Origin of the sequence: Marinobacter denitrificans, assembly GCF_008795955.1 — a bacterium.
GTDB lineage: Bacteria > Pseudomonadota > Gammaproteobacteria > Pseudomonadales > Oleiphilaceae > Marinobacter > Marinobacter denitrificans.
In genome coordinates, this window is sequence record NZ_VMHN01000010.1 from 20,899 (window position 1) to 47,632 (window position 26,734).

General features: G+C 58.9%; 25 protein-coding genes. 17 read left to right on the top strand and 8 right to left on the bottom strand.

The features are described 5' to 3' along the window. Nucleotides 1-33 precede the first annotated feature (33 nt). From FO268_RS19445 to FO268_RS19460, 4 genes are all read left to right on the top strand, one after another. Nucleotides 34-666 (top strand): glutathione S-transferase family protein, encoded by a 633-nt coding sequence (locus tag FO268_RS19445; protein ID WP_150994924.1) that lies wholly within the window; start codon nucleotides 34-36, stop codon nucleotides 664-666. Nucleotides 667-758: 92 nt separating this feature from the next. Then, the gene (locus FO268_RS19450) at nucleotides 759-1,373 is read left to right on the top strand and encodes a class I SAM-dependent methyltransferase (RefSeq protein ID WP_150994925.1); all 615 of its coding nucleotides are present in this window, start codon (nucleotides 759-761) and stop codon (nucleotides 1,371-1,373) included. A gap of 89 nt (nucleotides 1,374-1,462) precedes the next feature. Continuing rightward, a complete protein-coding gene (locus tag FO268_RS19455) occupies nucleotides 1,463-2,284 on the top strand; it encodes a YciI family protein (RefSeq protein ID WP_150994926.1) in 822 nt (273 codons plus the stop codon). Nucleotides 2,285-2,362: 78 nt separating this feature from the next. Then, nucleotides 2,363-3,670 carry a short-chain fatty acid transporter gene (locus tag FO268_RS19460; protein WP_150994927.1) on the top strand — a complete coding sequence of 436 codons (1,308 nt, stop codon included), beginning with the start codon at nucleotides 2,363-2,365 and terminating at the stop codon, nucleotides 3,668-3,670. Here the strand turns inward: FO268_RS19460 and FO268_RS19465 are convergent. Further along, on the bottom strand, nucleotides 3,667-5,349 hold the full coding sequence (locus tag FO268_RS19465; protein WP_150994928.1) for an NAD-dependent malic enzyme: 1,683 nt from the start codon (nucleotides 5,347-5,349) through the stop codon (nucleotides 3,667-3,669). The genes FO268_RS19460 and FO268_RS19465 overlap by 4 nt on opposite strands. A 183-nt stretch (nucleotides 5,350-5,532) precedes the next feature. On the opposite strand from FO268_RS19465, the gene FO268_RS19470 reads away from it, so the two are divergent. Then, complete coding sequence (locus FO268_RS19470) at nucleotides 5,533-6,018, top strand: VOC family protein (protein WP_150994929.1); 486 nt, start codon at nucleotides 5,533-5,535, stop codon at nucleotides 6,016-6,018. Nucleotides 6,019-6,108: 90 nt separating this feature from the next. Next, complete coding sequence (locus FO268_RS19475) at nucleotides 6,109-7,134, top strand: DUF2235 domain-containing protein (protein ID WP_150994930.1); 1,026 nt, start codon at nucleotides 6,109-6,111, stop codon at nucleotides 7,132-7,134. A gap of 35 nt (nucleotides 7,135-7,169) precedes the next feature. On the opposite strand, the gene FO268_RS19480 is transcribed toward FO268_RS19475, so the two are convergent. From FO268_RS19480 to FO268_RS19490, 3 genes are read right to left on the bottom strand one after another with little or no spacing between them, the layout of a single operon-like run. Then, a complete protein-coding gene (locus tag FO268_RS19480; protein WP_150994931.1) occupies nucleotides 7,170-8,828 on the bottom strand; it encodes an acetolactate synthase large subunit in 1,659 nt (552 codons plus the stop codon). A gap of 2 nt (nucleotides 8,829-8,830) precedes the next feature. Then, nucleotides 8,831-10,018 (bottom strand): L-lactate dehydrogenase, encoded by a 1,188-nt coding sequence (locus FO268_RS19485; protein ID WP_150994932.1) that lies wholly within the window; start codon nucleotides 10,016-10,018, stop codon nucleotides 8,831-8,833. A 5-nt stretch (nucleotides 10,019-10,023) separates the two neighbouring features. Continuing rightward, nucleotides 10,024-11,637 carry an FAD-binding protein gene (locus tag FO268_RS19490; RefSeq protein ID WP_150994933.1) on the bottom strand — a complete coding sequence of 538 codons (1,614 nt, stop codon included), beginning with the start codon at nucleotides 11,635-11,637 and terminating at the stop codon, nucleotides 10,024-10,026. Between the two features lie 90 nt (nucleotides 11,638-11,727). Here FO268_RS19490 and FO268_RS19495 point away from each other — a divergent pair, with 90 nt between their 5' ends. The 6 genes from FO268_RS19495 to FO268_RS19520 all read left to right on the top strand — a co-directional run bounded on the left by FO268_RS19495 (nucleotide 11,728) and on the right by FO268_RS19520 (nucleotide 16,839). Further along, the gene (locus FO268_RS19495; protein WP_150994934.1) at nucleotides 11,728-12,732 is read left to right on the top strand and encodes an AraC family transcriptional regulator; all 1,005 of its coding nucleotides are present in this window, start codon (nucleotides 11,728-11,730) and stop codon (nucleotides 12,730-12,732) included. 86 nt (nucleotides 12,733-12,818) lie between these two features. Then, nucleotides 12,819-13,652, top strand: coding sequence for a hypothetical protein (locus FO268_RS19500; RefSeq protein ID WP_150994935.1), 834 nt, complete (start codon nucleotides 12,819-12,821; stop codon nucleotides 13,650-13,652). A 32-nt stretch (nucleotides 13,653-13,684) separates the two neighbouring features. After that, nucleotides 13,685-13,948 carry an SHOCT domain-containing protein gene (locus FO268_RS19505; RefSeq protein WP_202336707.1) on the top strand — a complete coding sequence of 88 codons (264 nt, stop codon included), beginning with the start codon at nucleotides 13,685-13,687 and terminating at the stop codon, nucleotides 13,946-13,948. Between the two features lie 118 nt (nucleotides 13,949-14,066). After that, a complete protein-coding gene (locus FO268_RS19510; RefSeq protein ID WP_150994936.1) occupies nucleotides 14,067-14,501 on the top strand; it encodes a DUF7282 domain-containing protein in 435 nt (144 codons plus the stop codon). A 77-nt stretch (nucleotides 14,502-14,578) separates the two neighbouring features. Further along, nucleotides 14,579-15,217, top strand: coding sequence for a TetR/AcrR family transcriptional regulator (locus FO268_RS19515; RefSeq protein ID WP_150994937.1), 639 nt, complete (start codon nucleotides 14,579-14,581; stop codon nucleotides 15,215-15,217). After that, nucleotides 15,214-16,839, top strand: coding sequence for a phytoene desaturase family protein (locus tag FO268_RS19520; RefSeq protein WP_150994938.1), 1,626 nt, complete (start codon nucleotides 15,214-15,216; stop codon nucleotides 16,837-16,839). Before FO268_RS19515 ends, FO268_RS19520 begins: the two co-directional genes overlap by 4 nt. Nucleotides 16,840-16,846: 7 nt before the next feature. Here the strand turns inward: FO268_RS19520 and FO268_RS19525 are convergent, their stop codons facing one another. Then, nucleotides 16,847-17,803 carry a helix-turn-helix transcriptional regulator gene (locus tag FO268_RS19525; RefSeq protein ID WP_150994939.1) on the bottom strand — a complete coding sequence of 319 codons (957 nt, stop codon included), beginning with the start codon at nucleotides 17,801-17,803 and terminating at the stop codon, nucleotides 16,847-16,849. A gap of 151 nt (nucleotides 17,804-17,954) precedes the next feature. On the opposite strand from FO268_RS19525, the gene FO268_RS19530 reads away from it, so the two are divergent. Beyond that, nucleotides 17,955-18,590, top strand: coding sequence for a glutathione S-transferase family protein (locus FO268_RS19530; RefSeq protein ID WP_150994940.1), 636 nt, complete (start codon nucleotides 17,955-17,957; stop codon nucleotides 18,588-18,590). A gap of 3 nt (nucleotides 18,591-18,593) precedes the next feature. On the opposite strand, the gene FO268_RS19535 is transcribed toward FO268_RS19530, so the two are convergent. Next, nucleotides 18,594-19,505, bottom strand: a complete 912-nt coding sequence (locus tag FO268_RS19535) for a LysR substrate-binding domain-containing protein (RefSeq protein WP_150994941.1) — start codon at nucleotides 19,503-19,505, stop codon at nucleotides 18,594-18,596. Nucleotides 19,506-19,627: 122 nt separating this feature from the next. On the opposite strand from FO268_RS19535, the gene FO268_RS19540 reads away from it, so the two are divergent. From FO268_RS19540 to FO268_RS19550, 3 genes are all read left to right on the top strand, one after another. Next, nucleotides 19,628-20,368, top strand: coding sequence for an FMN-dependent NADH-azoreductase (locus FO268_RS19540; RefSeq protein ID WP_150994942.1), 741 nt, complete (start codon nucleotides 19,628-19,630; stop codon nucleotides 20,366-20,368). A 192-nt stretch (nucleotides 20,369-20,560) separates the two neighbouring features. Further along, nucleotides 20,561-20,884 (top strand): helix-turn-helix transcriptional regulator, encoded by a 324-nt coding sequence (locus tag FO268_RS19545; RefSeq protein WP_150994943.1) that lies wholly within the window; start codon nucleotides 20,561-20,563, stop codon nucleotides 20,882-20,884. Then, nucleotides 20,881-22,155, top strand: coding sequence for a type II toxin-antitoxin system HipA family toxin (locus FO268_RS19550; RefSeq protein ID WP_150994944.1), 1,275 nt, complete (start codon nucleotides 20,881-20,883; stop codon nucleotides 22,153-22,155). Before FO268_RS19545 ends, FO268_RS19550 begins: the two co-directional genes overlap by 4 nt. 31 nt (nucleotides 22,156-22,186) lie before the next feature. On the opposite strand, the gene FO268_RS19555 is transcribed toward FO268_RS19550, so the two are convergent. Then, nucleotides 22,187-23,470, bottom strand: coding sequence for an NAD(P)/FAD-dependent oxidoreductase (locus tag FO268_RS19555; protein ID WP_150994945.1), 1,284 nt, complete (start codon nucleotides 23,468-23,470; stop codon nucleotides 22,187-22,189). Nucleotides 23,471-23,650: 180 nt separating this feature from the next. On the opposite strand from FO268_RS19555, the gene FO268_RS19560 reads away from it, so the two are divergent. After that, entirely contained in the window at nucleotides 23,651-25,168 is a 1,518-nt protein-coding gene (locus FO268_RS19560) for an aldehyde dehydrogenase (RefSeq protein ID WP_150994946.1), read from the top strand. A 6-nt stretch (nucleotides 25,169-25,174) separates the two neighbouring features. Here FO268_RS19560 and FO268_RS19565 read toward each other — a convergent pair whose 3' ends face one another. Further along, nucleotides 25,175-26,539, bottom strand: a complete 1,365-nt coding sequence (locus tag FO268_RS19565; protein ID WP_150994947.1) for a glutamine synthetase family protein — start codon at nucleotides 26,537-26,539, stop codon at nucleotides 25,175-25,177. Nucleotides 26,540-26,734: the final 195 nt, after the last annotated feature.

The following is a 26,734-nucleotide window of genomic DNA, read 5'->3' on the forward strand; positions in this document are numbered from 1 at the left end:
GCGCGACTAACAACGCTGCCGGAGGATCTGGAAATGCTGAAATTATACGGAACACCCCCAACCCGCGCCCTGCGCGCTATCTGGCTGCTTAACGAGCTGGGCCTTGAGTACGAACTTCACCCGGTAGACCTCATGCAGGGGGAGCACTACCAACAGGAATTCCTTGCTCTCAACCCGGCCGCCAGAGTGCCGGTATTGGTCGACGGCAGCCTCGTAGTAACTGAATCAGCCGCAATCCAGCTTTACCTGGCCGAGAAATGCCCCCAGGCGGGCCTGATACCGGACTCGGTGGAAGACAGGGCCCAGATGTACCGCTGGATATTCTTCCTGGTGACCGAGATTGAGCAACCTCTGTGGCGCATCGCGCGGCATACTTTCCTTTACCCGAAAGAAAAGCAGTTACCGCAGGATGTTGAGCTGGCAAAGCAGGAATGCCTGGAAATGCTGGCGGTGCTCGAACGACACATGTCAGAGCGCGAGTTCATGGCCGGCGACCACATCAGCGTAGCGGACTTCAACGCTGCGTATACGCTGGACTGGGCGAATACCGAGAAGCTGCTTGAGGGATCCCCGCGGTTACAGGGCTACCTGAAGGCGATGTACGCCCGCCCCACGGCTCCGATAACCATTGCTGAAGCCTTCGCCGCGATGGGAATCCCGGCCTGAGGATTATGAGGCGGGTTGTGAACTCTGGCGCAGAAAACGGAATGGGGTTATTTTTCAGAACATGCTGGCGGCCCACAAGGAGCACCTAACAGGTGAAGGACTCAAAAGCGTTCTGGGACAAAACCGCACGCCGCTACGCCAAGAGCCCGGTGCGGGATATGGAAACCTATCAGAAAAAGCTGTCCCTTACTCAGGGGCATTTCCGGCCAGACTGGTCGGTACTGGAATTCGGCTGTGGTACCGGCAGTACGGCCCTTGCCCATGCACCCTGCGTGAAAGATATTCTCGCTACCGACATATCCGGCAAGATGCTGGAGATAGCCTCCCAGAAGGCCCGTGAGGCCGGTGTTGAGAATGTACGCTTTCAGCAGGGTACGCTGGAGAGCCTTGAACTGAAGCCGGAAAGCTTTGATGCCGTACTGGGGCTGAACATCCTACATTTGCTGGAAAACGCAGAAGCGGCAGTTTCCCGTGTTTACGAGGTGCTGAGGCCCGGCGGCATTTTTGTCTCCAGTACTGCGCTGGTGGCCGATATCATGGTTCTCTGGCGGGTGCTGATTCCGGCTATGCAGATGGTGGGGCTCGCTCCGTTTGTCAATCGCTTTACCCGGGAGACGCTGGTATTGATGCTGACCAACGCTGGTTTCAGCATCGAATACGAGTGGCAGCCGAATAAGGCATCGGTTTTTTTGGTAGCCCGAAAGTGACCCTGACAATTTTCAATCCTGCTGTCGATTTCCCCCGCCACCGCACGACCTACCAGTGAAGACAATCACAATCACTGGAGAACAACGTTATGAAATACATGTTGATGCGCAAGGCCGACTCAGACACCGAAAAGGGCGTATTACCCAGCGAAGACATGCTACAGGCCATGGCGGACTACAACGAACGCATGGCTCAGGCCGGGGTATTTATCGATGGCGATGGCTTGCGACCAACCAGCGAGGGCTGTCGGATTCAGTTCCGCAATGGCGAGCCCACAGTGCTGCAGGGACCGTTCGAACAAACCAGCGAACTACTGGCCGGTTACAGCGTGCTGGAAGCGGATTCGCTGGAAGACGCCTTAGCGTGGGCAAAACAATGGCCCCGGGAAGATGGCGGCGGCAATGTCACCCTGGAGCTGCGCCGATACTACACGCTTGAGGACTTCGCGCCCGGCGCTGCCCTTGAAAAACACCGCTCTCATGGAAATCTGCCCCGTGAGATGAACGTGCACGTGGCATTCGGCGGTAACTGCCGCGAAGCCATGGAATTCTATGCGGAGCTAACCGCCGGCAATCTGGAAGCCATGATCACCTATGGGGAAACACCTGCAGCGGAGGACGTGCCCGCAGAGATGCATGACCGCATTGTCCACTCATCTCTCAACATCCGGGGCCGCCGGCTGATGGGAGCCGATATGGCAGGCGATTGCTATCAATCACCCCAGGGCGCCCAGGTTCATCTCGACTATGCCGACACGGAGCAGTCCGAGCGGGTTTTCAATGCTCTGTCCAAAGAGGGCACGGTGATCATGCCGTTTGAACAGACCTTCTGGGCACACCGTTTCGGAATGGTGAAGGACCGCTTCGGGGTTCAGTGGATGATCAGCGCCGACCTCGAGCAGTGCCAGTAAGTGTGCAGGAGATGGCCATGCGTTTTCTGAGATGCTTGCTAAGATAGTTTAAACCCAAGAATAATAAGGGAGAACACTATGTTAGATAGGGCATCGAAACCCCTGGTCAGCCTGGTGGACAAGTATCTGCCAGACCCCTACCTGTTCGTGATCATTCTCACCTTGCTGTCGTTCATCGCGGCCATGGTCTTTGAAGGCCATGGCCCGATGGCGGTGATCGAAATGTGGGGAGACGGTTTCTGGAACCTGCTCACTTTCTCCATGCAGATGCTGCTGGTGCTGGTCACCGGTTTTATGCTCGCCAGTACCCCACTGGTGCGCGGCATTCTTAACCGGATTGCTGCCCTCGCCAGTACACCGGGGCAGGCGATCATTCTGGTGACTTTCGTGGCCCTGGTTGCCAGCTGGATCAACTGGGGCTTCGGCCTGGTGGTGGGGGCTTTGTTCGCCAAGGCTCTGGCCCGCCAGATCCGCGTTCATTATCCGTTGCTGATCGCCAGTGCGTATTCCGGGTTCATTGTGTGGCATGGCGGGCTGGCAGGATCCATTCCGCTGGTCATCGCCACCGAAGGCCACTTCACGGAAGATGTGATTGGTGTTATTGGTACAGGTGACACCATTTTCGCGTTCTTCAACCTGGCGATCGTGATCGCCCTGTTCATTATCGTGCCGTTGGTGAACCGGCTGATGCTCCCCGAAGAAAGAGAGAGCGTGTATGCAGACCCTAAAGTTCTGGATGACGAGCCAGATACCGCTGTTGTCATCAACCGCCCGGCAGACCACGTAGAGCATAGCCGGACACTGTCGTGGCTGATCGGGTTCAGCGGTATTGCATTCATTTTTCAGTATTTCATCGATGGTGGTGGCTTGAACCTGAACATCGTGAACTTCATGTTCCTGTTCCTTGCAATCATCCTGCACCAGACTCCGAAACGCCTGCTGGATAGCCTGAACCAGGCCGTAAAAGGCGGCTCGGGGATTGTTATCCAGTTCCCCTTCTACGCCGGCATAATGGGGGTAATGACTGCCTCTGGCCTGGCCGCCAGCATTTCCAGCGGTTTCGTTTCCATCGCGAGCGCGGACAGCCTGCCTTTCTGGAGTTTTATCAGCGCGGGGCTGGTGAACATCTTTGTACCGTCCGGCGGCGGCCAGTGGGCGGTGCAGGCCCCGGTCATGCTGCCAGCAGCCCAGGAACTGGGAGCCGATATACCCAGGATCGCCATGGCCGTTGCCTGGGGTGATGCCTGGACCAACCTGTTGCAGCCGTTCTGGGCCTTGCCCGTGCTGGCGATTGCCGGCCTGAAAGCCAAAGACATTATGGGTTATTGCCTGATGCTGCTGATCATTACCGGCATCATCATCAGTATTGGCCTGACCTGGCTTTAGATTGAGCGCCTGAGGTAACGCCGGTACTGCGGGCGCCAGAAATTGCGTTCGATGGTCCGGCGAATGGTGTCTTCATCAGAACGCAGGGCAACAACGCCGTCTTCCTGGGCCTGCCTGGCGACATCGAAGGCAATGTTGCGGCTGATTTCCTGAATACTCGCCAGGTCCGGTAATAGCCGCTCGCCGGTTTGCTGGACGATGGGGGCCTGTCTCGCCAGGGCATCCGAGGCAGCCATCAACATGGTGTCTGTCACCCGGGAGGCACCGGCGGCGATAACACCGAGGCCAATGCCCGGAAAGATATAGGCGTTGTTGCATTGGGCTATGGGGTAGGTCTTGCCATTCAGCTCCACCGGTTTGAACGGGCTACCGGTGGCCACCAGGGCGTCACCGTTGGTCCACGCCAGAATGTCGGCGGGCGTGGCCTCCACCCGGGAGGTGGGGTTCGATAGCGGCATCACCAGCGGCTGCGAACAGCCGGCATGCATTGTTTTGATCACGTCCTCGGTGAACAGTCCCTTCTGGCCGGACACGCCAATCAGCACCGTGGGCTTTACCTGTTTCACCACATCAATCAGTTCCCGGCCCGGCCAGTCTTTTACCCGGGCGGGATCCTGGGCAAGCGCCGACTGGAAATCCTGCAGGCCTTTGATATCGCTGGTCAGCAGCCCGTCACGGTCGACCATACAGATCCGTTCACGTGCTTCGCGCTCAGACAAACCTTCATTCGTCATCGCCACGATGATCTGTTCAGCGATGCCACAACCTGCCGACCCTGCGCCAAGGAAGGCGATGGTCTGGTCACTGACCTTTTCGTCCTTTGTTTTACAGGCGGCCAACAGCGTGGCCAGGCAAACAGAAGCTGTACCCTGGATATCGTCGTTGAAGCAACAGGCCCTATCCCGATATTGATTCAGCAGACGCATCGCGTTGTTCTGGGCGAAGTCCTCGAACTGCACCAGAACATTGGGCCAGCGGCGCTTCACGGCCTCGAGGAACTGCGCCACAAAGGCATCGTATTCTTTCTGACCGATGCGCTTGTGGCGCCACCCCATGTACCTCGGATTATCCAGCAGAGCCTGATTATTGGTGCCAACATCCAGCATGATCGGCAGGGTGTTGGCCGGGCTGATACCACCACAGGCGGTGTACAGGGACAACTTTCCGATGGGAATGCCCATGCCACCAATGCCCTGGTCCCCCAGGCCCAGAATACGCTCACCGTCGGTGACGACGATCACTTTCACTTTCTCCTTGGTCGCGCTTCGAAGGAGGTAGTCCATATGCTCCCGGTCGGGCCAGGACACGAACAGGCCACGATGGTTGCGGTAGATGTTGGAGAATTCTTCACACGCCTCGCCCACGGTGGGTGTGTAGATGATCGGAAGCATTTCTTCCAGATGATCTTCCAGCAGGCGGTAGAACAGGGTCTCGTTGTCGTCCTGTATCGCCCGCAATGTGATGTGCCGGTCAAGATCGGTCTGGCATAACTGGTATTGCCGGTAGGCGCGTTCCGCCTGCTCTTCGATGGTCTCCACCTTCTGCGGGAGCAGTCCGATCAGGTTGAAATCCACGCGCTCCCTCTGCGTGAAGGCACTGCCTTTGTTCAACAGTGGCATCTCCAGCAAGCTGGGGCCGGCATAAGGTATGTAAAGGGGGCGTTTTTCCATAGTGCTCATAATCACCTCGTAACTCAGGCGGCGTATGAAAGAACCGGGTTCAGGATTGTGTTGTTGGTGCAAAACGTTGTTGTATAAGGATAGTCGCTAATGTCGATTTCAACCTGATACAGAGCACGCTGTCGATTATCAGCTGTCCCGGACGACTAGCAGATGGTTGAACACCAACAAGAGGGAAACGAGATGAGCAAACACCCAAAAAATACCATTTGTCTCTGGTACAACGGCGACGCAGAAGAGGCAGCGCGATTTTATGCCGAGACGTTCCCGGATTCGTCCGTTGATGCTGTCCATCACGCTCCGGGTGACTACCCCGCCGGGAAAAAAGGCGATGTGCTGACTGTGGAGTTTACGGTACTGGGCATCCCCTGCCTCGGCCTCAATGGTGGCGCCGCCTTCAGGCATACCGAGGCGTTTTCATTCCAGGTTGCCACGGTTGATCAGGAGGAAACTGATCGCTACTGGCACGCGATTGTCGGCAATGACGGCGAAGAGAGCGCCTGCGGCTGGTGCCGGGACAAATGGGGCCTGTCGTGGCAGATCACACCGGTGGCGTTGACAGAAGCGGTTACTGATCCTGACCCTGCCGCCGCCAGGCGCGCATTCGAGGCCATGATGACCATGGGAAAAATCGACATAGCCGCCATCGAGTCAGCGCGCAGAGGATGAGGTGTGTTGGGGGCGGGGGTGGTGTTTCATACGCAAACCGTGGGATTGGCTATAGTAGTAAGGAGGGCTCAATAACGGAAGGTCAACGCCATGAAACGCATCGCGATCTGCTTTGACGGCACCTGGAACCGACCCGAAGTAAACATTGGCGAGGACTTTCCCACCAACGTTCTGCAATTCGCTCGCGCCATTCGCCCATCAGACAGTAACGGCGTGGAACAGGTGGTTTTCTACGACTGGGGCATTGGCTCCTATCACGATGAGATCCTCGCCGGCGCTACCGGCCACGGTCTCGAAAAGAACGTGATGGACGGCTACCGCTTCCTGGTGCACAACTACGAACCCGGCGACCATATTTTCCTGTTCGGCTTCAGCCGGGGGGCCTACACCGCCCGCAGCCTCTGCGGCATGATCAACAACTGCAGTATTCTGCGAAAGGAAAATGCTTACCTGATCCAGAACGCGTTCAGGCTTTACAAGACCAAGAAGCACAAGGCCAACAGCGATCACGCCATGAAGTGGAAGCAGCAGTTCTCCGTTGAAGAACGCACTCCGATCGAGTTCGTGGGTGTTTGGGACACCGTCGGTGCCCTGGGCCTGCCTTTTACCTTCTTCGGCCTGATCAAGGACCAGGACCTGTTTTACGACCGTGAAATCGGCAGCAACATCAGGACGGCACGACACGCCCTGGCTCTGGATGAACATCGGGAAGACTTTGAACCTACCCTCTGGGAACCCCGCGCCGGGACCGATATCGAGCAAGTGTGGTTCGCCGGCGCCCATTCCGATGTAGGTGGCGGCTATGGGCCGGACAAGAACGGCCAGATTCTGGCCGATATCCCCCTGCTGTGGATGGCGAAAGAAGCAGAAAAACAACATCTGATATTTAAAAACACTCTGCCCACCGCTACCCATGCCACCGCCGAGCAGCACGACGAGTACAGGGGTAAATACCGTTTGCTCGGAAAGCTGGTGCGGGAGATACCCCCTCTGACCGAGATCAAGACCTGGGTACATGCGAGCGTGAGAGCGCGGTACAACAGCGGGTACCAGAGTGAGCCGATCGAGCGGTTTGCGGTGCGCAACGGGGAGTGGCCGCCCATCTGGCCGGAATGATGTCGGCATAGGCGACCACTTCTCGAACGGCGCTATTACGGCGCCAGTTTGCGTTTCAACGCCCGGGTAACTGACAGCGGCAGGCTTGGCAGAGCACGCAGCATCCACGGAAGTATCCGGCGTTTAACGCCGCTCAGTGACTCCGGAATCATCACTTCGATCAGGTGTGGCCCCGGCATGCTGAGGGCATATTCCATGGCTTTTGCCATATCTTCGGCGGTATCGACTCTCACCCCGTGCACGCCCATACCCTGGGCCATTTCGGCGAAATTAAGCACCGGGCCGCGCAGGTCGAGTTGCGCTTTGGCCTTGCTGCCGGCCTGTTCGGCCCCCACCCGGTCCAGCTCGATACTCAGCACCGAATAAGAGGCGTTATTGAAGATAACAGTGGTGACGTTGAGCTGCTCACGGGCCATGGTCCACAGGGACTGAATGGTGTACATGGCGGTGCCGTCACCGATCAGCGCCAGTACCGGCCGGTCAGGGCAGGCAACGGCAGCGCCCACTGCGTTGGGCAGACCCTGGCCGATGGCACCACCAGTAAGGGTGATAAGGTCGTGCCTTGGTGCCCCTTCAGTCATGACTGAGAGCATAAGACTGGAGGTAATGCCTTCGTCCACAATAATGGCGTTGTCCGGCATCAGGTGGCCCACCGCTTTGCAGACCTTTTCGGCAGTGAGTTTTCCTCGTGGCCTGTCGGGTCTTTTGGCTGGCTGCAGCCTGGGTTCGGCCTGGCTGGCGCCGAGGGCTTCGTTGAGCTTGTTCAGACTACCGGTGATGTCCTGATCTGGCGCTACGAGGGTGTGGACCTCGCAGGTATCCGGCACCAGGTAGCTTTGCTTGCCCGGATAGGCGAAGAAGGAAACCGGTGCCTTGGCGTCGACCAGGATCAGGTGTTCAATATCCGTCAGTTGCACGGTGGCCAGTTCTGCCAGATACGCCAGGCGCTCAACCGGTGGCAGGCCGGCGCCCCGCTCCATGCGGGTCGGGAAGGTTTCTGCCATCAGTATGACCCCGCTGTGAGCGGCAAGCTTCGCCGCCGCCAGCAGGCTGGGTTCCCGTAACGAATGCCCGCCCATCAGCAGGGCCGTTTTCTTGCCGGAGCGGATGGCGGCGGCGATGGCTTCAACGGTGGCATCATCGGCAAGTGCCGGTTCGGGGGGCGCCAGTGGTGCACTGGGCACTCCGCCCTCCCCCCAGGAAACGTCCGCTGGCAGAATCAGGGTGGCTACCTGACCAGGTGCGGTGCGTGCCGCAGCGATGGCCTCGGCGGCGTCCTGGCACAGCGTTTCTGTGCTCCTGGCCGTGCGAACAAACCCCGGGGATACGTTGCGGGCCACGGTTTCGATATCCGACTGCAACTGGGCATCGTATTTCACGTGGTAGGTGGCATGATCGCCGACGATGTTCACAACAGGAACCTTGCCTTTACGGGCGTTGTGCAGGTTCGCCAGCCCGTTGCCCAGTCCACAGCCCAGGTGTAGCAGCGTGGCAGCGGGCTTGTCGGCCATGCGGGCATAGCCATCCGCGGCGCCGGTGGCCACGCCTTCGAAAAGCGCGAGCACGGCACGCATTCCGGGCTCGTCGTCCAGGGCTGCCACAAAGTGCATTTCACTGGTACCGGGGTTGCTGAAGCAGACTTCTACACCGGCATCCACCAGTGTTTTCATCAGAGCTTGTGCGCCGTTTGTCATTGTTATTCTCCAGCCTTCTGGAATTCAGGTTTATGGGGTCTGTCGAGTTGGTCGGTGCCAATTTCGGCAATTCGGGTGACACCGGTCAGGGTCATGGCCAGCCGCAATTCCTGCTGCCAGCTTGCCAGCAGTCTGGTCAGCCCGGCTTCACCGCCGCCGGCCAGTGCGTACGCCCAGGGGCGGCCGATCATCACGCCGCGGGCACCCAGTGCCAGGGCACGAAACACATCCGTGCCACTGCGAACGCCGCCATCCACAAGGATTTCTGTCTGTGAACCGACGGCAGCGACGATATCGGGCAGCTTGCCAGCGCCCGAGGCAACACCGTCCAGTTGGCGGCCGCCGTGGTTGGATACCACGATGGCATCTGCCCCTACCTTCACGGCCTGGCGGGCGTCTTCTACGTCCAGGATGCCTTTCAGCAGCAACTTGCCCTGCCAGTGCTCCCGTATCCATTCAATGTCTGCCCAGGTGACCGTGGGGTCAAACTGAGCATCAATCCACTCTTTGAAAGCGTCGAGGTTACTGGCATCCGGTACGGCATCACTGAGGTTGCCAAAGCTGAGGGGGCCACCGCGCACGGCGACATTCCACAACCAGTTGGGGCGCGAGAGTAGTTGCTGGATCTTCAATAGTTTGGAACGGGGGCCGGTACTGGCAAGGCCATTGCGGAAGTCCCGATGGCGCATACCCGGCAGTGGCAAGTCAACGGTAAACACCAGTGTGCGGCAACCGGCGTTCCAGGCTTTTTCCAGCAGGGCTTTGACCCGGTCACGGTCACGAATCATGTAGAGCTGGAACCAGGCGGCCTCGGTGGCGGCAGCCTGTACCTCTTCCACCGGGCAAATGCCAACGGTGGACAGGGTGAAGGGAATACCAGCCGCGTTGGCGGCACGGACCGCCTGTACTTCACCGCGCTGCGCCATCATGCCCGCCAGCCCCAGGGGCGCCAGCACCACCGGCATGGAACAGGCCTGCCCCGCCAGGGTGGCAGCGGTATCCACTTGATCAACGTTCACCAGAACCCGCTGGCGCAGGTGTATGGTGGCCCAGTCGGCTTCGTTGGCACGGAGGGTTTGCTCGTTGGTCGCGCCGCCGTCGAGGTAATCGAACAGGAACCCGGGCAAGCGGGCGCGGGCTTTTTCACGATAGTCTTCGGCGCTGGCCGGGTAACCAAACTTCGGGTTCATGGGCGTCAGCCTCCTGCAACAATGGATCGCACCGCTGCCCGGGCGGTCATGATGCAGCCGGGCAGGAAGGTGCCTTCAAGCGAGCGTTTGCCGTTGGCGCCACCGCCGCCAAAGCCGGCAGCCTCTCCCACGCAGTATAGGCCCTCCACGGGAACACCCCCGGCGTCGAGCACCCGGCTTTGCAGATCCGTTTGCAGACCACCCAGGCTTTTGCGCGTGATCAGCTGCATGCGAATGGCAATGTAGGGCCCGGCGCCGGGCTTCTGCAGCGGTGCCGGTTTGCAGGTGCGCAGGCGGTCGGGTTTCCATTCCCGGGCGTGCTGGATTAAACGGATCTGGGGATCGTTGTGAAGCTGGGTACCGGCGGTGAAGTTGGCGTCGAAGGCATCCGCGGTGGCCTGGAGTGTGGCGGCCTCGACGTCATGGGAACAGGTCAGGGCGTTCATTTTTCCGGCCAGCTCACCCAGGCTGTCTGCCACCAGGAAGTCGCGGCTTTCACGCTGCATCTGCCGAACAAGCGGGTGGTTACCGAGCAACAACTCTTTCACAAACAGAGGGAACTGTTTGTCCCTGATGCGGGCATTGTGCTCGGCACCGGAAATGGCAAATTCCTTCGCGGCGATACGCCAGTTGAGCAGGTGCCAGGTCCAGGGTTTTTCCTGCTCGGCAACACGCTGGCACAGCCAGTGAGTATCAAACCCGGTCACCAGCGGCTCCGGCCCGATGCGTTCGCCCCGGTGGTTCAGCCACAGGGCGGACTTGCAGGGAATGGTGGAAAGCCCATGGCCGGGAAAGTGCGGGTACGGATGCGGGAAACCGGCGGCGTAATTCCACATCTCCCCGGCGTGGTTGATCTGGCCGCCCAGACGCTCAGCAACCCAGTGGTGCATATGGCCATCCGCATAAGGGTGTGCGCCGTTGAGCATGCTGGCAGGCCGGGGGCGATCGGTGGGCCAGTTGGCACGGCATTCGTCATGGCTGCCGTTGAGGCCGCCGGTGGCAAGCACAACCGCCGATGCCTTAAACCGAACTTCTTCGCGGTTTGCCTCATTGATTGCCAGGGCACCGCAGAGCTTGCCGCCTTCGTGGTCCAGCGCCACAATCCGGTGCTGGTGCAGAACAGTTAGCTTGCCGGCGCTGTTTTCACGATGCAGCGCCTCGAGCAGGCAACGAACCAGCTCCCGGGCAGTACCCCAGATCACGTGATAGCGGGGCACACGGTTACCATCGCCAAAGCGGCCCCGCTCTACCCAGTTGACCGCCGGCAGGAATTTAATGCCCTGGTCACTCAGCCAGTCATAAACCTCCGTGCGGGAGTTTTCCACGTAGTAGCGGGCCCAGCTTAGTGCCCACTCGTCGTCAGGGGCCAGCTCACCAAAGCCGAGCCAGTCACCCAGGGCAATCTCCGGGGAATCCGCAATTTTCATGCGTGCTTGCAGGGGGGTGCCCACCAGCATCATGCCGCCAAAGGCCCACAGCGCCAGGCCGCCCATGCGCTCAGCGGTATCGCGGTCCGCCAGGGTCACACTTTTCCCGGCTCGCAGGGCTTCAAGGGCCGTGACAATACCGGCCAACCCTCCGCCAACCACCAGAATGTCCGAAGCAATCACCTTGGCCATAGCGCCCACCCGAGTTGATAAAGCTCTGTTGTCAGGCTCCAAGATATACCGGTACCATGACTCACAGATTGACTTCAGAGGCCAGACAAATTGACATTAGAGGCCACCGTTTCCCTTGGCTGGGTGAATACCGTCATTGCTGCGGCGCAACGGCTGTCGGTCCACGCCGACACTCTGCTGGCCACCGCCGGCATCCCTGCTGACGCGCAGGAACATGAGCGCTGGCCCATCGATGACATTACGCGGTTATGGCATGCAGCAGAGCGTTGCACCGGCGACCCCGGCTTTGGCCTGAAAGTGGGGGCGGAATTCACCCCCATGAGTATCAGTGGAGTGGGGTTTGCCCTTCAATCTGCGGCAACCCTTCGCGAGGCGGTGGTGATGGTCCAACGGTTCCAGCGCCTGATTTCCGATGGCGGCCGGTTCCAGGTGCTCGCTGGCGAATCAGCCACATGGCTGGTTTACCATCCCCGGCAGGGAACGCTGGCGTTCAGCCCTCACCAGATTGAAGCGGTCCTGGCCGCGGTCGTCGGCTTCGCGAGCTGGGTAACGGGAACCCGGATGCGGCCCTCGAAAGTTCAGTTCAGCCAGCCCCGGCTGGGTCCGTTAGAGGGGTACCAGGCCGCCTTCCATTGCCAGGTGGAATTCGAGCAGGCCTTCAGCGGGGTACTGGTGGATAACGCCGTTCTCGATCAGCCCCTGCCCCAGGCAGACCCCCAACTGGCACAGGTGCACACGCGCTATACAAAGGCCCGCCTGGCCGCCCTTTCCATGAACAGTGCCTCCGTTCCGGAAATACGTCGGTGGCTGGCTGCCCGGCTGGGCCCTGTTTTGCCTCGCCGTGCAGAGGCGGCGGAAGCGTTAGGCATCAGTGAGCGCACACTGGCGCGACGGCTCCGGGAACAGGGGCAGACTTTCGACAGCCTGGTGGACGATATACGCAGGGAGCGAGCCTTGCAGGCCGTGGCTGAGACCAGTGCATCCCTGCCCGAGATCGCAGAGTCACTGGGTTTTGCGGAAGTAAGCACTTTCTATCGTGCCTTCAGGCGTTGGACCGGGTTGCCCCCGGTGCGCTGGCGCAAAGCCAGGCAGTAATGATTGCACGCGAATCAGGTTGCCGCCAGGCACGCCGTCTACTAGGATTGTTCTATCGCCTTGCGCAACGGTAGTCCAGGTACCCTTTGAAGTCCCCAAAAAACACATCCATTCACCATTACCTTTGGTGCACTACGCTCGCAGTAATCGCCGCCTGCATCATGGCCATGCCTGCCATGGCCGCCCAGCGCGTGACGCTCAGGCTTGGCAGCCTGAATGATTTCAATTACCTGTCGGACCTTCTGACCCAGGTGCTGGAAGCTGACGGATACGAAGTTGAAATCATAAAGGTATCGAATGCGCCTACCAGCCGTATGGAATGGATGTTGGCCGATGGCCAGATCACTGCCATGATGTTGGGCGAGACGCCCCAGCGCAGCCGTCGCTTCATGCCGGTAAGAGTGGCGATGACCGACAACCTGATGAACCAGCGCGTACTCTTCATTACCAGGGGACAACAACATCGCTATGACCAGGTAGAGAGCGTCGAGGATTTCCGCGCCCTGGGTCTTATGGGGGGCATGGGGAGCGCATGGCGTGATTACCGGATCTGGCTGGTCAATAACCTACCGGTGTATGGGGTGCCAGCTGACTGGCGGCGACTTTACGACATGGTCGCTATTGGCAACCGGGGAATAGACTACCTCCCCAGGGGCGCCCAGGAAATGGCCAAGGAATGGCAAGATCATCCCAACCTGGATGTGGAGCAAAACCTTGTTCTGGTATATAAAAAGGACCACGTGCTCTACGTGTCACCCAACGAAGGCGAGCTGCATCGTACCCTGAACAAACTGATGCCGGAAGCAAGCCGTTCCGGGCTCATTGGTAACCTGATAGAAAAACACTACCCGGAGGTGTTTGAACCGCCCGTCAGCCTCGCAAAACGCCGGGTAATTCCCCTGCAGGGACTGCGGGACTGAGCTGCGTAGCGCCATCAAAAAAGGGGAAAGATATGGGACCGGAACATTTTGTCTGGGGCGGTTGGTGGATATTTCCCGTCGTCATGCCGATAGTGATGCTCATTGTGCTCGTCATCCTGATTTACTTTGTGTTCGGGCGTGGCGGGCCGAGGCCTCCGTGGTCGAGCGAGTTTGACAAGGGCTCCCACCACCTAAAAGAGCCCGAATCCGCCATGGAAATACTCAAGAAACGCTATGCGCGGGGAGAGATAACGCGGGAGGAATTTGAAGAGATCAAAAAAGACCTCCAGAGCTGAGGCTTCTGAAAATATTTGCCCGTACCTGCAACTTTGTGATCGCAGCGCCCGTATTCGCTGGTAGCCCATCCGATAACTAACCAAATGGATGGGAAAAACAAACTGCAAGGAGAAGGCAATGAGCAAGCACGCAAAGATCATGGCATTTCTGACCGCTACCCTGGTTTCCACCACTCTGACCTCCGGAGTTGCCCTGGCGGGCGACCATTCCAAAGTGGGCGTATGGGGCGACGATCAATCAGTCGCTGAGGGTACTGTGACCGCTAAAAAAGTGATGGCCGAGAATAATGGCTGGCTGGTGGTGCACCGCACCGATGAGGCCATGAAGCCGGGCCCGGTGGTTGGCTATGCCCCTCTTAAAAAAGGCAAGAACATGGATGTCGCAGCGATACTCACCGAAGAGGTCGCCTCCGGTGACATGCTGATGCTCATGCTCCACAGCGAAGACGGGGGCATGAAAACCGGTACCTTCGAGTACACCCTGGGCGCCAAGGAGGATGGCCCCATCCGCAAAGATGGCAAGCTGGTAATGGCTACGGTTACGGCCAAATAACCCCCCTGAAGATTTCATTTGACAACGACCCTGCACCGTGATGTTATCACCAGTAACAATGTTACTGGTGATAACTTATGCCCGGAAAGTCGACGCCTCTTAAAACCACCTACCACCATGGCGATCTGCCACAGCAAGCGCATCAGTTAGCCCTGGAAACCCTGCGGGAACACGGGGACTCAGCCATCAGCCTGCGCGCTCTGGCCAAGCAGATCGGGGTCAGCGCCCCGGCGCTGTACCGGCACTTTATCGACAGGGAAAGCCTGCTGGCAGAAGTGGCTGTTACCGGCTTTGAATCCCTGCGGGAGCGCCTATTGGCAGTGGACCAGTCCAGCCCGAGGCTGGCGTTGGTAGATATCGGCCTGGTGTACGTATCCTTTGCACAGGAGGAACCCAACCTTTACCGACTGATGTTCGGAGGGCGAGTGTTGCCCAGGGGCGTTCATCCTCGCCTGGACATGGCCGGCAAAAATGCGTTCCAGGTGCTGGAAGACACCATTGCGAGAGCCCAACAGGTCGGTTACGTGAAGCCCATTCCACTTTCACTGATGACTGCCGCCGCCTGGTCAATGGTACACGGGCTTGCGCAACTGACCATTGATGGCCACCTACCCAGTGCCAAAGCTGAACCCCATCTAGCGGAAGGCGTCGTTACCCTTTTGCTGGATGGCTCTCTTGCGAACAACGAACAACAACACAAGGACACCTCATCATGAGCAGCCCCAAGCCCAGCACCATCCGTATCGGCCATCGTTACCGCGCCAAGCGCCTGAACGGCCCCTACGATGCTATTGTTATCGGCTCCGGCATCGGGGGGCTGACCACCGCCGCCTGCATGAGTAAACTGGGCAAGAAAGTGGTGGTGTTCGAGCAGCATTACACCGCTGGCGGGTTTACCCACAGCTACGACCGTAATGGTTACGAATGGGATGTGGGTGTTCACTACATCGGCGATGTCGGCGCAGACCATACCCTGACCAAGCGCCTCTTTGACCACATCACCGACGGCCAGCTGAAGTGGGCGCCCATGGACAGCCATTTTGACCGCATCTTCATTGGCGACCACCATGTGGACCTGGTCGCCGGGCCGGACAATTTCAAAGCAGAGCTGAAAAAAGCCTTCCCCGGTGAGGAAGCCGCCATCGACACCTATCTTGGTTACCTGAAGCAGGTGGCAAAGGCCATGCCCGGGCTGGTGATCGGCAAGGTGCTGCCTGACCTGGCCGCTGGCCCACTGCGCAAACTGGTTAACCGCACCGCGCCTTCCTTCCTGAACCGGCCCACCCGTGAGGTATTGGAAGGCCTGACCAGTAATCAGGAACTGATTGCCGTGCTCACTGGCCAATGGGGCGACAACGGGCTGCCGCCAGCGGAATCCAGCTTTATCATCCACGCCCTGATTGCCCGCCACTATCTCTACGGCGGCTACTACCCCATCGGCGGTGCCTCGGAAATGGCCAGGACGATCATACCGGTCATCCAGCACAGCGGGGGCGAGGTGTTTACCTACGCCGATGTGAAGGAAATCCTGATCGAGAAAGGCAAAGCCGTCGGTGTTCGCATGGCCGACGGTGCAGACGTTCGCGCCCCGCTGGTGATCAGCAATGCCGGCGTGTTCAACACCTTCGACAAGCTGCTGCCGGAGTTTGCACCACATCGCGACTATTATCAGCAGAAGCTCCAAACCGTGGAACGTTCCATGGCCAGCAACTGCCTCTATATCGGCCTGCAGGACACCGCCGAGAACCTGGGGTTGCCCAAAACCAACTACTGGATCTATCCGGGCGCCGACTATGAGAAGCAGGTGAGCGACTTTATGGCCGCGCCGGATGAGACAGACATTCCGCTGACGTATATTTCCTTCCCCTCCGCAAAAGATCCAAGTTTTGCCGAGCGCTACCCCGGCCGAGCCACCATCGAGATCGTCGCCCCCGGGCCCTATGACTGGTACAAAGACTGGTCGACGGAAACCTGGGGGAAACGCGGAGAAGAGTACGAAGCGAAGAAGGAAGCCTATGCCCAGCGACTGCTGGCCAAGCTGTACGAAAAGTTTCCCCACCTGGAGGGCAAGGTGGACTACTACGAGCTGTCCACGCCCCTGTCCACTGACTACTTCTGCCGGTACAGCAAGGGGGAGATCTACGGCCTGAACCATACCCCGAGCCGCTTCGAACAGGACTGGCTGAAACCCAAAACCCGCATTCCCGGCCTCTACCTGACCGGCCAGGATGTAATGACCTGCGGCGTTGCAGGGGCAATGATCGGTGGCTTACTGGCTACGGTTGCAGTCAGTGGCTTTAAAGGGCTGCCATTGGCAAAGAAGATGTTTGTGGGCTGACAGGGGATCACTCACAACAGCTCAGCAACCGCGTAGCGTGCTCCCGCAAGGCATCCTTGAGGCCCTCTGGCTTGAGGATGGTAAACCGGAACGGGAGCTGCGCCAGCCACCACGCGAACCACTCGAAGCTATCCGTTCGGGTGTTAAGTAGCAGCCCTTCGTCACACTGCTCCAACTCTTCCGCACAGGAGGAATGCATATCAAACAGGGTGGCCGCGGACTCACGGTCCGTGTGCAATAACAGCGACACTTCATGGGTCCGGCCCCAGGAGAGAAAACTCTCGCTCAGGAATTTCGCCGCATCAAAGTCCGGCGGCCGCGGGAAGGTGCCTGGCAACAGGTGAACGCCGCTGATGCGGTCCAGCCTGAACGAGCGCATGGCTCCCCGCAGATGGCAGAACCCGGTGAGGTACCAGCGCCCCTGTCGAAACACGACTCCATAGGGATCAACCTCACGAGCCATCCCTCCATGCTCGGGCGAGTGGTAGGTAAACCCCACGGTTCGTGAAGCTTCCGTGGCGGTCGTTAACGTTTGCAGGGCGCGATCGTCCAGGCTGGGCTCACCTCGGGGCAGGATAACGCGAGTAGTATCGCTGACACCCCGCACCCGTTTTTTCAGATTGGCGGGCATGACCCGTTCCAGCTTCGCCTGCACACTGGCGATGGCCGGCGCCGCATCCGCCAGGCCAAGCTGCCGGGCCGCCAGCAGCCCCAGGGACACCGCCAGGGTTTCCTCTTCCGTGAACATCATCGGCGGCAGCTTGAAGCCCGCCACCAACCGGTAACCGCCATAACGCCCCTGCTCAGTCATCACCGGGATGCCCAGTTCTTCAAGCACCGTGATGTAACGGCGGATCGTCCGCCGATCCACGCCCAGTCGTTGTGCCAGCTCTGCGCCACCCATCTGGCCATGGGTCTGCAATAACTCCAGCACGGTAAGTACTCGGGTGGTGGGACCAGACATAATCACCTTCCTCCGGGCAGCCTTTTCCGGTTATTTGCATGAAAAGTTGTATTGTCCAACTCATTTAGGACAGCTTCTCACCTATTTACAAATTATTCTGCTTATGCGGTACCACAAACACCTGAAGCACTGACTGGAAATGGAGATCGATATGTCAGAAATCACCTTTTACACCCACCCCATGTCCCGCGGCCGCGTTGTGCGCTGGATGCTCGAAGAAATCGGCGTCCCCTACACTGTGGAGACGATGGAATTCGGCCCGGATATGAAAACCCCGGAATATCTCGCCATCAATCCCATGGGCAAGGTGCCCGCCATCAAACATGGCAACACGGTTGTGACCGAGGTGGCGGCCATCTGCGCCTACCTGGCGGACCAGTTTCCGGACAAGGGCCTGGCGCCCTCGCCGCAGTCCCCCGAGCGTGGCCCTTACTATCGCTGGCTGTTCTTCATGGCGGGCCCCTTCGAGATGGCCACCAGCGCACTGGCCTATGGCTGGAAAATCGACAGCAGCAACGCCCAGGCGGTCGGCTGTGGCCGTGTGGAAGACAGCATCAATACGCTTGAGAGGGTACTGGGCCAAACGCCGTATATCTGCGGCGACCAGTTCACGGCGGCGGATGTGCTGGTCAGCAGCTATCTGTGGTGGGAAACGATGCAGAAGAATATCCCGCAAAATGAAGTCTTCCGGGACTACATCCAGCGTACGGAAAGCCGGCCCGCTGCCCAGCGTGCCAATAAGCTGGACGACGCCCTGGCGGAGCAGATGAACGTTGCCACGGCCTGAAGGTCAGACAGCTGACGATACCGGGCATAAACCGCCCGGTACATTCAATACCCAGTCGCGGATAGCCAGTATCGTCGGGTCATCCCGGCGGCTTTCCGGGTAAACCAGATAGAAGGGTTTACCCGCAAGTTCCGGGCCGAAGGGCTGCACCAGCCGCCCTTCGGCCAGCTCATCCTCAATCAGTGGCCGGCTCATCAGCGCCACGCCCTGACCACCCACCGCAGCAGAAATGGCGTGGGTCTCGTCTGAAAACACCAGCCCGGCACTGACATCCAGGCCTGGAATTTTCGCCTGCTTCTGCCAACCGGCCCAATCCGCCGGGGTTACCGCCACCTGCTGGGGCCGAAAGTGAATCAGCGGGTGCTCTGGCAGATCCTCAACCCTTGCCAGCCCGAGATGAGGGCTGCAGGCCGGTATAAAGGTGTTATCAAACAGCTTCTCTGCGACCAGGCCGGGCCAGTAACCATCGCCGTAGCGAATGGCAAGATCTGCAGTAACACCATCCAGAGCCACCGCTTCGTGAGAGGCGTGGATACGCAGATCAATATCCGGATGGGTGTCCCGCAACATGCACACCCAGGATAGCAACCATCGCACAGCCACGGCCGGCGTTGTCGACAGGGTGACCGCCTGGCGTGAGGGTACAGCCTTCAGGCGCTCGATGGCCTTGCCGATGTTGTCGAAGGCAGACCCCAGCACTTCCTTCAGCTCCTGCCCCTGGGGCGTCAATACCAGTTGCCGGGGCTTGCGAACAAAAAGAGCCACCCCCAACGCTTCCTCAAGCCCGCGTATCTGGTGACTGATGGCCGTGGCTGTCACGGACAACTCCTGGGCTGCCTGCTTGGCACTCTCATGGCGGGCGGCGGCTTCGAAGGCTCGCAAAGCAGACAGCGATGGCAGGCGACGGGGACTCATGGATGAATTCAACTCAGCTATATGATCAAGAAATGATCGTTTGTGACGCTCAGAGTATGGATTTAGGCTTGATTTGCTGTCAACAACAGATGAATTTAATTCACAGCCAAATGGAGCATCCTATGACTCATATCCTGCAACTCGACGCCTCCGCCCGCCCTGGCCGTGCCGGCACTCATGAGCACGGTTCCCATAGCCGCAGCCTGACTCACCGGTTTGTTTCCCGGTGGCAGTCCCTGCGCCCCGCAGATACGGTCACCTACCGCGACCTCGGCGGCACACCCCCCTCTTTCATCAATCAACCATGGATACAGGCCGCCTTCAGTTCACCCGACCAGCATGAGCCCTGGATGGACGACACCCTGGCGGAAAGTGACCGGCTGATCGATGAGCTGGTCGCAGCGGATATTCTCGTCATTGGTGCACCGCTGTATAACTTCGGCATGCCGGCGGCCCTCAAGGCCTGGGTTGACCAGGTAGTTCGCATGGGCCGGACCGTGGAGTATGACCCTTCGACTCCGGAAGACCCCTTCACCCCTATGCTCGCAGACCGCCCACGCCATGCGGTTATTCTTTCTTCCCGCGGTGGCGCCGGCTTCGAGCCAGGAGGCGCACTGGCGCACATGAACCACCTTGAGCCCGGCCTGACCACCGTGCTTGAGTTCATCGGCATCACCAATGTACACAGCATTGCCATCGAGAATCAGGAGGAAGGGGGTGATGCATTGTCGGCTTCTGTTAAGAAGGCCGAGCGGAGGGTGGACGCGTTGGTAGTACAGTTGCGGGCAGCCATAAACACCGTTGCCGACAAGCGCCCTGTTTCTCAGCTAAACCCGGTGCAGGAACAAACAATCCTCAACTGACCCATCAATTTATGAGCCACATACTGTTTGCCTGGGAATTGGGCGAAGGAAGCCGTGGAGTCCCTTCGACGATCCCAGGCCAGAACGAGAGGGCCGGGAGCTGTCCATTTTTAGCAATACATAAGTTGCCATTAAGAAAAAAGGAAACTAATATATTTCTATCGCTCAAAAAAGCAACTTATAAGCTTCCACATGACTTCACTACTGAACCAGATCAAACAGCGTAGGCTGAACATGGGGCTGAAACAGCACGATATGATGATGCGTGTCGGCATGTCCCGCCAGCAATACCAGCGTCTGGAGTCCAGAGGTAACCCCAGGCTTGATACGCTTGAACTGATTGCCCTGGGGCTGAAAAGCGAACTAGTACTAGTCCCCCAGGAAAAACTGGAAGCGGTCATGGCTGTCCTGGAAGGCAAAACAACCGACCAGTCCCCTCACGATAGCGGCACCTCCGAACCGGAAAAGCCGCTCTCGGATGATCCCTGGCGAGGTTTGCTGGAGGATAAAGAGTGAGCGACACAACAGACGGGGAAGTCAATGTACTTCAATTGACGTTTCACGGGCGAAAGGTTGGCTACCTGGCCGGCTTCGAGAACGGCCGCAATGTTCTGAGCTTTGCGGATGAATTCCGAAGAGACGCAGAGCGGCCGACTTTCAGCCTGGTCACTCATCCCCAATTTCCAAACTCTGAAAAGCTTCTCACGGAATCCTGGGCCCGCAATCAAAGGCTTCACCCCTCACTGTCCAATCTCTTACCGGAAGGGTCGCTCAGGGAACTGATTGCACAGAGTTTGAAAGTTCATGTTGATAACGAGTTTCACCTGTTTTCCTATCTCGGGGAGGACCTGCCGGGCGCATTGATCGCCACTCCCATGGCACCCGACGATGTTCCAGACAGCGTGTTATCCACCCACGGCAAAGCCAAGGCTGTGAAGTTCGAGAAACCCAAGTTCGAAAACAGGTTCTCGCTGGCGGGCGTGCAGATGAAATTTTCCATGAAGGAAAAGGAAGGTCGCTACAATCTGACGAAGGGTAACGAACTGGGCGACTGGATTATCAAAACGCCTTCCACCAAGCACAGGCACGTTCCTCTTAACGAATACACGGCAATGAGCCTGGCATCCCTGGCCGGAATCGATATCCCGGACATCAAGCTGGTGGACCTGGACAAGCTCGATAACCTTCCGCCCATTAATCTACCGGCGGAGAGGCAGGCATTCGCAATCAAGCGGTTTGACCGGGACGGGCGTAGGCGTATCCACATGGAAGACTTTGCACAGATCCTGGTGAAATACCCCCACGAAAAGTACAACTCGGCAAACTATGAGCAGATTGGCAGGGTGGTTTACGGCTATTCCGGCGAGGGCCTGGCAGACGCCCAACAATTTGCCCGCCGGTTGTTAGTGAATATCCTGCTCGCAAATGGGGACGCCCACCTGAAAAACTGGAGCCTGATCTATCCTGACCAGATTACGCCCAGACTTTCACCAGCCTACGATATCGTCACAACACGCGTTTACATCGAGAATGAGAGTGAGTTCGCTCTCAGCCTGGGCAAAAACAAACAGTGGTACGCTACAACGATGAACCACTTCCAGTCCTGGGCAGAAAAATCCGGGATGCCATGGCGGGCAATCAAGCCCCATCTGGATGACACCATGGAAAAAGCCCGCACCCTGTGGCCGAAAGCTCTTGAAGACCTTCCTATGGCGGATGCCCACAAACGCACCTTGGAAACACATTGGCGGGAACTGAAAGACGATTTCAGAATAGAAAATCCCTGACGTGTCCTTTAAACGCCAACCCGGCTAACGCTCACACCCCCAACCGATCCCGCAACCCGTAATACCAGGCCCCCAGCGCCGTCAGCGGCACCCGGAACAGGCGCCCGCCCGGGAACGGGTAATGGGGCAGGCTGACAAAGGCGTCAAAGTCTTCGGCCTGGCCCTGGATGGCGAGCGCCAAGGCCTTGCCCGCCACATGGGTAAAGGTCACGCCGTGGCCGGAGCAGCCCTGGGAGTAGAATACATTGTCCTGCAGCCGACCCATCTGTGGCAGGCGTGACAGGGTGAGCAGGAAATTGCCGGTCCAGGCATAGTCAATTTTGATCCCGGCCAGCTCCGGGAACGTTTTCAGCATGTTGGGGCGGATCAGCCGTTCGATGTTGGCCGGGTCCCGGGCCCCGTAGACGACGCCGCCGCCGTAGATCAGGCGTTTGTCGCCGGAGAGGCGAAAGTAATCCAGCAGGTAGTTGCAGTCCTCCACGCAGTTGTCTTCGGGCAAGAGTCGTTTTGCTGTGGCCTCATCGAGTGGCTCGGTGGCGATGATCTGCGAGCCGCAGGGCATGGATTTGGCACCCAGCTCCGGCACCAGTCCGCCCAGGTAGGCGTTGCCGGCCAGAACAACGAACTGCGCCGCAACCTCTCCCTCCCTGGTTTTCACTGTGGCAGGGTGGCCGGGAAGAATCTGTATGACTTCAGAGTGTTCGTGGATAACCCCACCCCGGGATTCCAGTGCCGCCGCTTCACCCAACGCCAGGTTCAACGGGTGGATATGCCCGCCCGTGTGGTCGATAGCGCCACCTGTGTAACGATCCGTGCCGACGCGGGCGCGGATGGCTTGCTGGTCCAACAGTTCCAGCTTGTCATAGCCGAACCGGCGCCACAGCGCCTGCTGGGCTTCCAGATGTCTCAGCTGGCGGGGATTCAGGGCTGCGAAAATGCCGCCCTCCTTCAGGTCGCACCGGATACGGTAATCCCGCACCCGTTCCCTGATGATCTGGCTGCCCTCAAAGGCCATCTCCGCGAGCAGGCGCAGGTGGTCCGGGGCGGTCTGACGTTCGATGCTGTCCAGATCCCGGCTGAAGCTGTTGACGATCTGGCCCCCGTTACGGCCCGAAGCACCCCAGCCTACGGTCGCCGCTTCCAGAACCACCACCCGGAACCCGGCCTCGGCCAGAAAGAGTGCGGTGGATAAACCGGTGTAACCGGCACCCACCACGCACACATCCGCCTCGCACGGCCCCAGCAACGCAGGGCGCCGCGGTGCCCGATTGGCCGAGGCTGCGTAATAGGAAGGAACAGGCGGGTACTGGATCATAATGTGATGCCATGCAGGGTGACGAACTGATCGGGAGGCAACGGGCACAGTGGCTGCTGCGGTCAGTCTATGCCAGCGCACCACATTCGGGAAGACACGTTCTTCTACCTATATGAGAGGACGCGATTGCCCCCAAAAGTACTGCTATGATTGCTCAATTCCCTTGCCTGAGAGCCCGCCATGAGTCACCCCGAACGCTCCACCACACCCACTGACCAGGCCGGCTGGCAGGCTGCTGCAACCCAGCTCACCTTTGAAAGCCGTGCCTATGTGAACGGCCATTACCAATGGGCGCTTGGTGGCGAGACCTTTTCCTGCCTCAGCCCGGTGGACGGGCGGGAGCTCACCCGGGTTGCCAGTTGCGATCAGGCCGATGCCGACCTTGCTGTGACCGCCGCCAGGAAGGTTTTCGAGAGCGGTACCTGGAGCCACTTGGCACCAGCCAAACGCAAGGCTGTTCTTATTCGTTTCGCTGAACTGATCGAAGCCCATGGGGACGAGCTGGCCCTGCTGGAAACCCTCGATATGGGCAAACCCATCGGCCACGCCCGCGCCGTGGATGTACCGGCAGCGGCGCGAGCCATCCGATGGACCGCCGAAGCCATCGACAAGGTTTACGGCGAACTGGCCGCCACGCCCCACGACCAGATCGGCATGATTTCCCGCGAGCCAATGGGTGTTGTCGCCGCCATCGTGCCCTGGAACTTCCCGATGATCATGGCGTCCTGGAAAATTGCTCCGGCCCTGGCCACGGGAAACTCGGTGATCCTCAAGCCGTCCGAGAAATCCCCACTCACTGCCATTCGCCTGGCGGCGCTGGCGGAGGAAGCCGGCATTCCCCCGGGGGTCTTCAACGTGCTCCCCGGCTATGGCCACACCGTCGGCAAGGCCCTGGCCCTGCATATGGATGTGGACTGCCTGGTGTTCACCGGCTCCACCAACGTTGCCAAGCAACTGATGATCTACGCCGGCCAGTCCAACATGAAACGGGTGTGGCTGGAGGCCGGCGGCAAGAGCCCCAACATCGTCTTTGCGGATGCGCCGGATCTGAAAAAAGCTGCGGCAGAAGCGGCCACCGCCATTGCCTTTAATCAGGGCGAAGTGTGCACTGCCGGCAGCCGGTTGTTGGTGGAAGAAAGCATTCGTGCCGAGTTCATCGGCCTGATCTGCGAAGCGCTGAAAACCTGGCGCCCCGGTCATCCCCTCGACCCGGCAACAACCTGCGGCGCCATCGTCGATCAGGCGCAGCTTGATCGCATCATCGAGTACATCAGTATCGGCCAGTCCGAGGGGGCAACCCTCGTGGAAGGCGGCAACCGCGTGATGGAAGACACCGGCGGCCTTTTTGTTCAGCCTACGGTGTTTGCTGGGGTGACGAACAAAATGCGCATCGCATCAGAAGAAATCTTCGGGCCGGTGTTGTCGGTGATTGGTTTTACCACCGCCAAAGAAGCCATAACCATTGCCAACGATTCCATCTATGGTCTGGCAGCGGCGGTATGGACCTCGAACATCAACACCGCCCACAAAGTGGCCAAGGCGCTCAGGGCCGGCAGCGTGTGGATCAACCATTACGACGGCGGTGACATGACCGCGCCCTTCGGTGGCTTCAAGCAGTCCGGCAACGGCCGCGACAAGTCCCTGCACGCCTTCGACAAGTACACCGAAATCAAGGCCACCTGGCTGGTGATCGAATAGTCGGGGCTATACCGTGTGGAGATACCACAGGTATTCCAGGTCCGAGATGGTCATCTCGAACTCGTTCAACTCATGTTCCTTGCAGGCCACGAACACATCCAGGAACTGGTTGCCCAGATAATCCGCCATCACAGCTGACTGTCCGAGCTCCCGCAGGGCATCCCTCAGGTTGTTCACCAGGGTTGCATCATGCTGTTCGTGGGCATTTCCCACCGTCACCGGCGGCGGCTCGATCTTGTTGGAAATACCGTAGTGAATGCCCGCCAACACCGCCGCCATCAGTAGATAGGGGTTGGCGTCAGCCCCGGCTACCCGGTGTTCGATACGCAAGGCGTCCGGATCTCCGCCAGGCAGGCGTAGAGATGCCGTGCGGTTGTCAACGCCCCAGGTGGCGGCACTGGGCACGTAGTATTCCGGGCTGAATCGTCGGTAGGAGTTGATGTTGGGGCAAAACAGCGCCATGGCGTCGTTCATGGTGGCCACGAGGCCGCCAATTGCCCAGCGCAGCATGTCGCTGGGTTCCTCCGCCTCGCCCGCGAACACGTTGTGCCCTTCCTCATCTACCAGGCTCACATGCAGGTGCATGCCGCTACCAGCCTGGTTGTGATAGGGCTTGGCCATGAAGGTTGTATCCATCTCATGGTCGTAGGCCATGTTCTTGATCAGGCGCTTGAGCAACGTGGCATGGTCGCAGGCACGCACGGCATCATCCACATAATGCAGGTTCACCTCGAACTGACCGGGCGCGGATTCTGCCACCAGGGCGTCGGCCGGCAACTCCTGTTCACGGGCCGCATCCAGTATATCCGCAAGGAATTCCGCGTATTCATCCAGGTCATCAATGGAATAGGCCTGAGTGCCTGCCGGACGCTTACCGGAAATCGGTGACTTCGGCGGTTGCGGCCGACCGGCCAGGTTCTCCTGGTCAATCAGGTAGAACTCCAGTTCATAGGCGGCAACCGGTGTGAGACCCAGGGTTTCAAAGCGCTTGACGATATTCTGCAGTACCACGCGGGGGTCCGCGAAAAATGGCGTTTCCCGATCCAGTTCGTACATGGTCAAGAGCAATTGCGCAGTAGGCCGCTTCTGCCAGGGTTCCATGGTCAGGGTGGCATCTATGGGCAGGCACACCCGGTCCGCCTCACCAATATCCAGGCCCAGGCCGGTTTCTTCCACGGTAGTGCCCTGAATATTCAGGGCAAAAATGGACGCAGGCATGGCAATGCCACGCTCGAACACCTTGGGCAGGGTTGATGGGTCCACGCGTTTGCCGCGGACAATGCCGTTCATGTCCGGTATCAGCAGATCAATAAACTGCAGCTCGGGGTGCGCCTGAAGGAATGCGTCAGCGCTCGCAAAACCAGAACCCATAAGGTTAGCCTTTCGAAACTCAAACAGGCCTGTGGCGAGGATCCGGCACAGGGGGTTTTCAAGGCTCCTTTATCCTGCTTTCCCGGGCGTTTTGCAAGATAGGCATATACCGTAAACGCATGACGTGATGGAACCTGACTGCACTATTAAATCGCTCCTGAAACTCGTGTGATTTCTGTATGCGTACTATGCTCA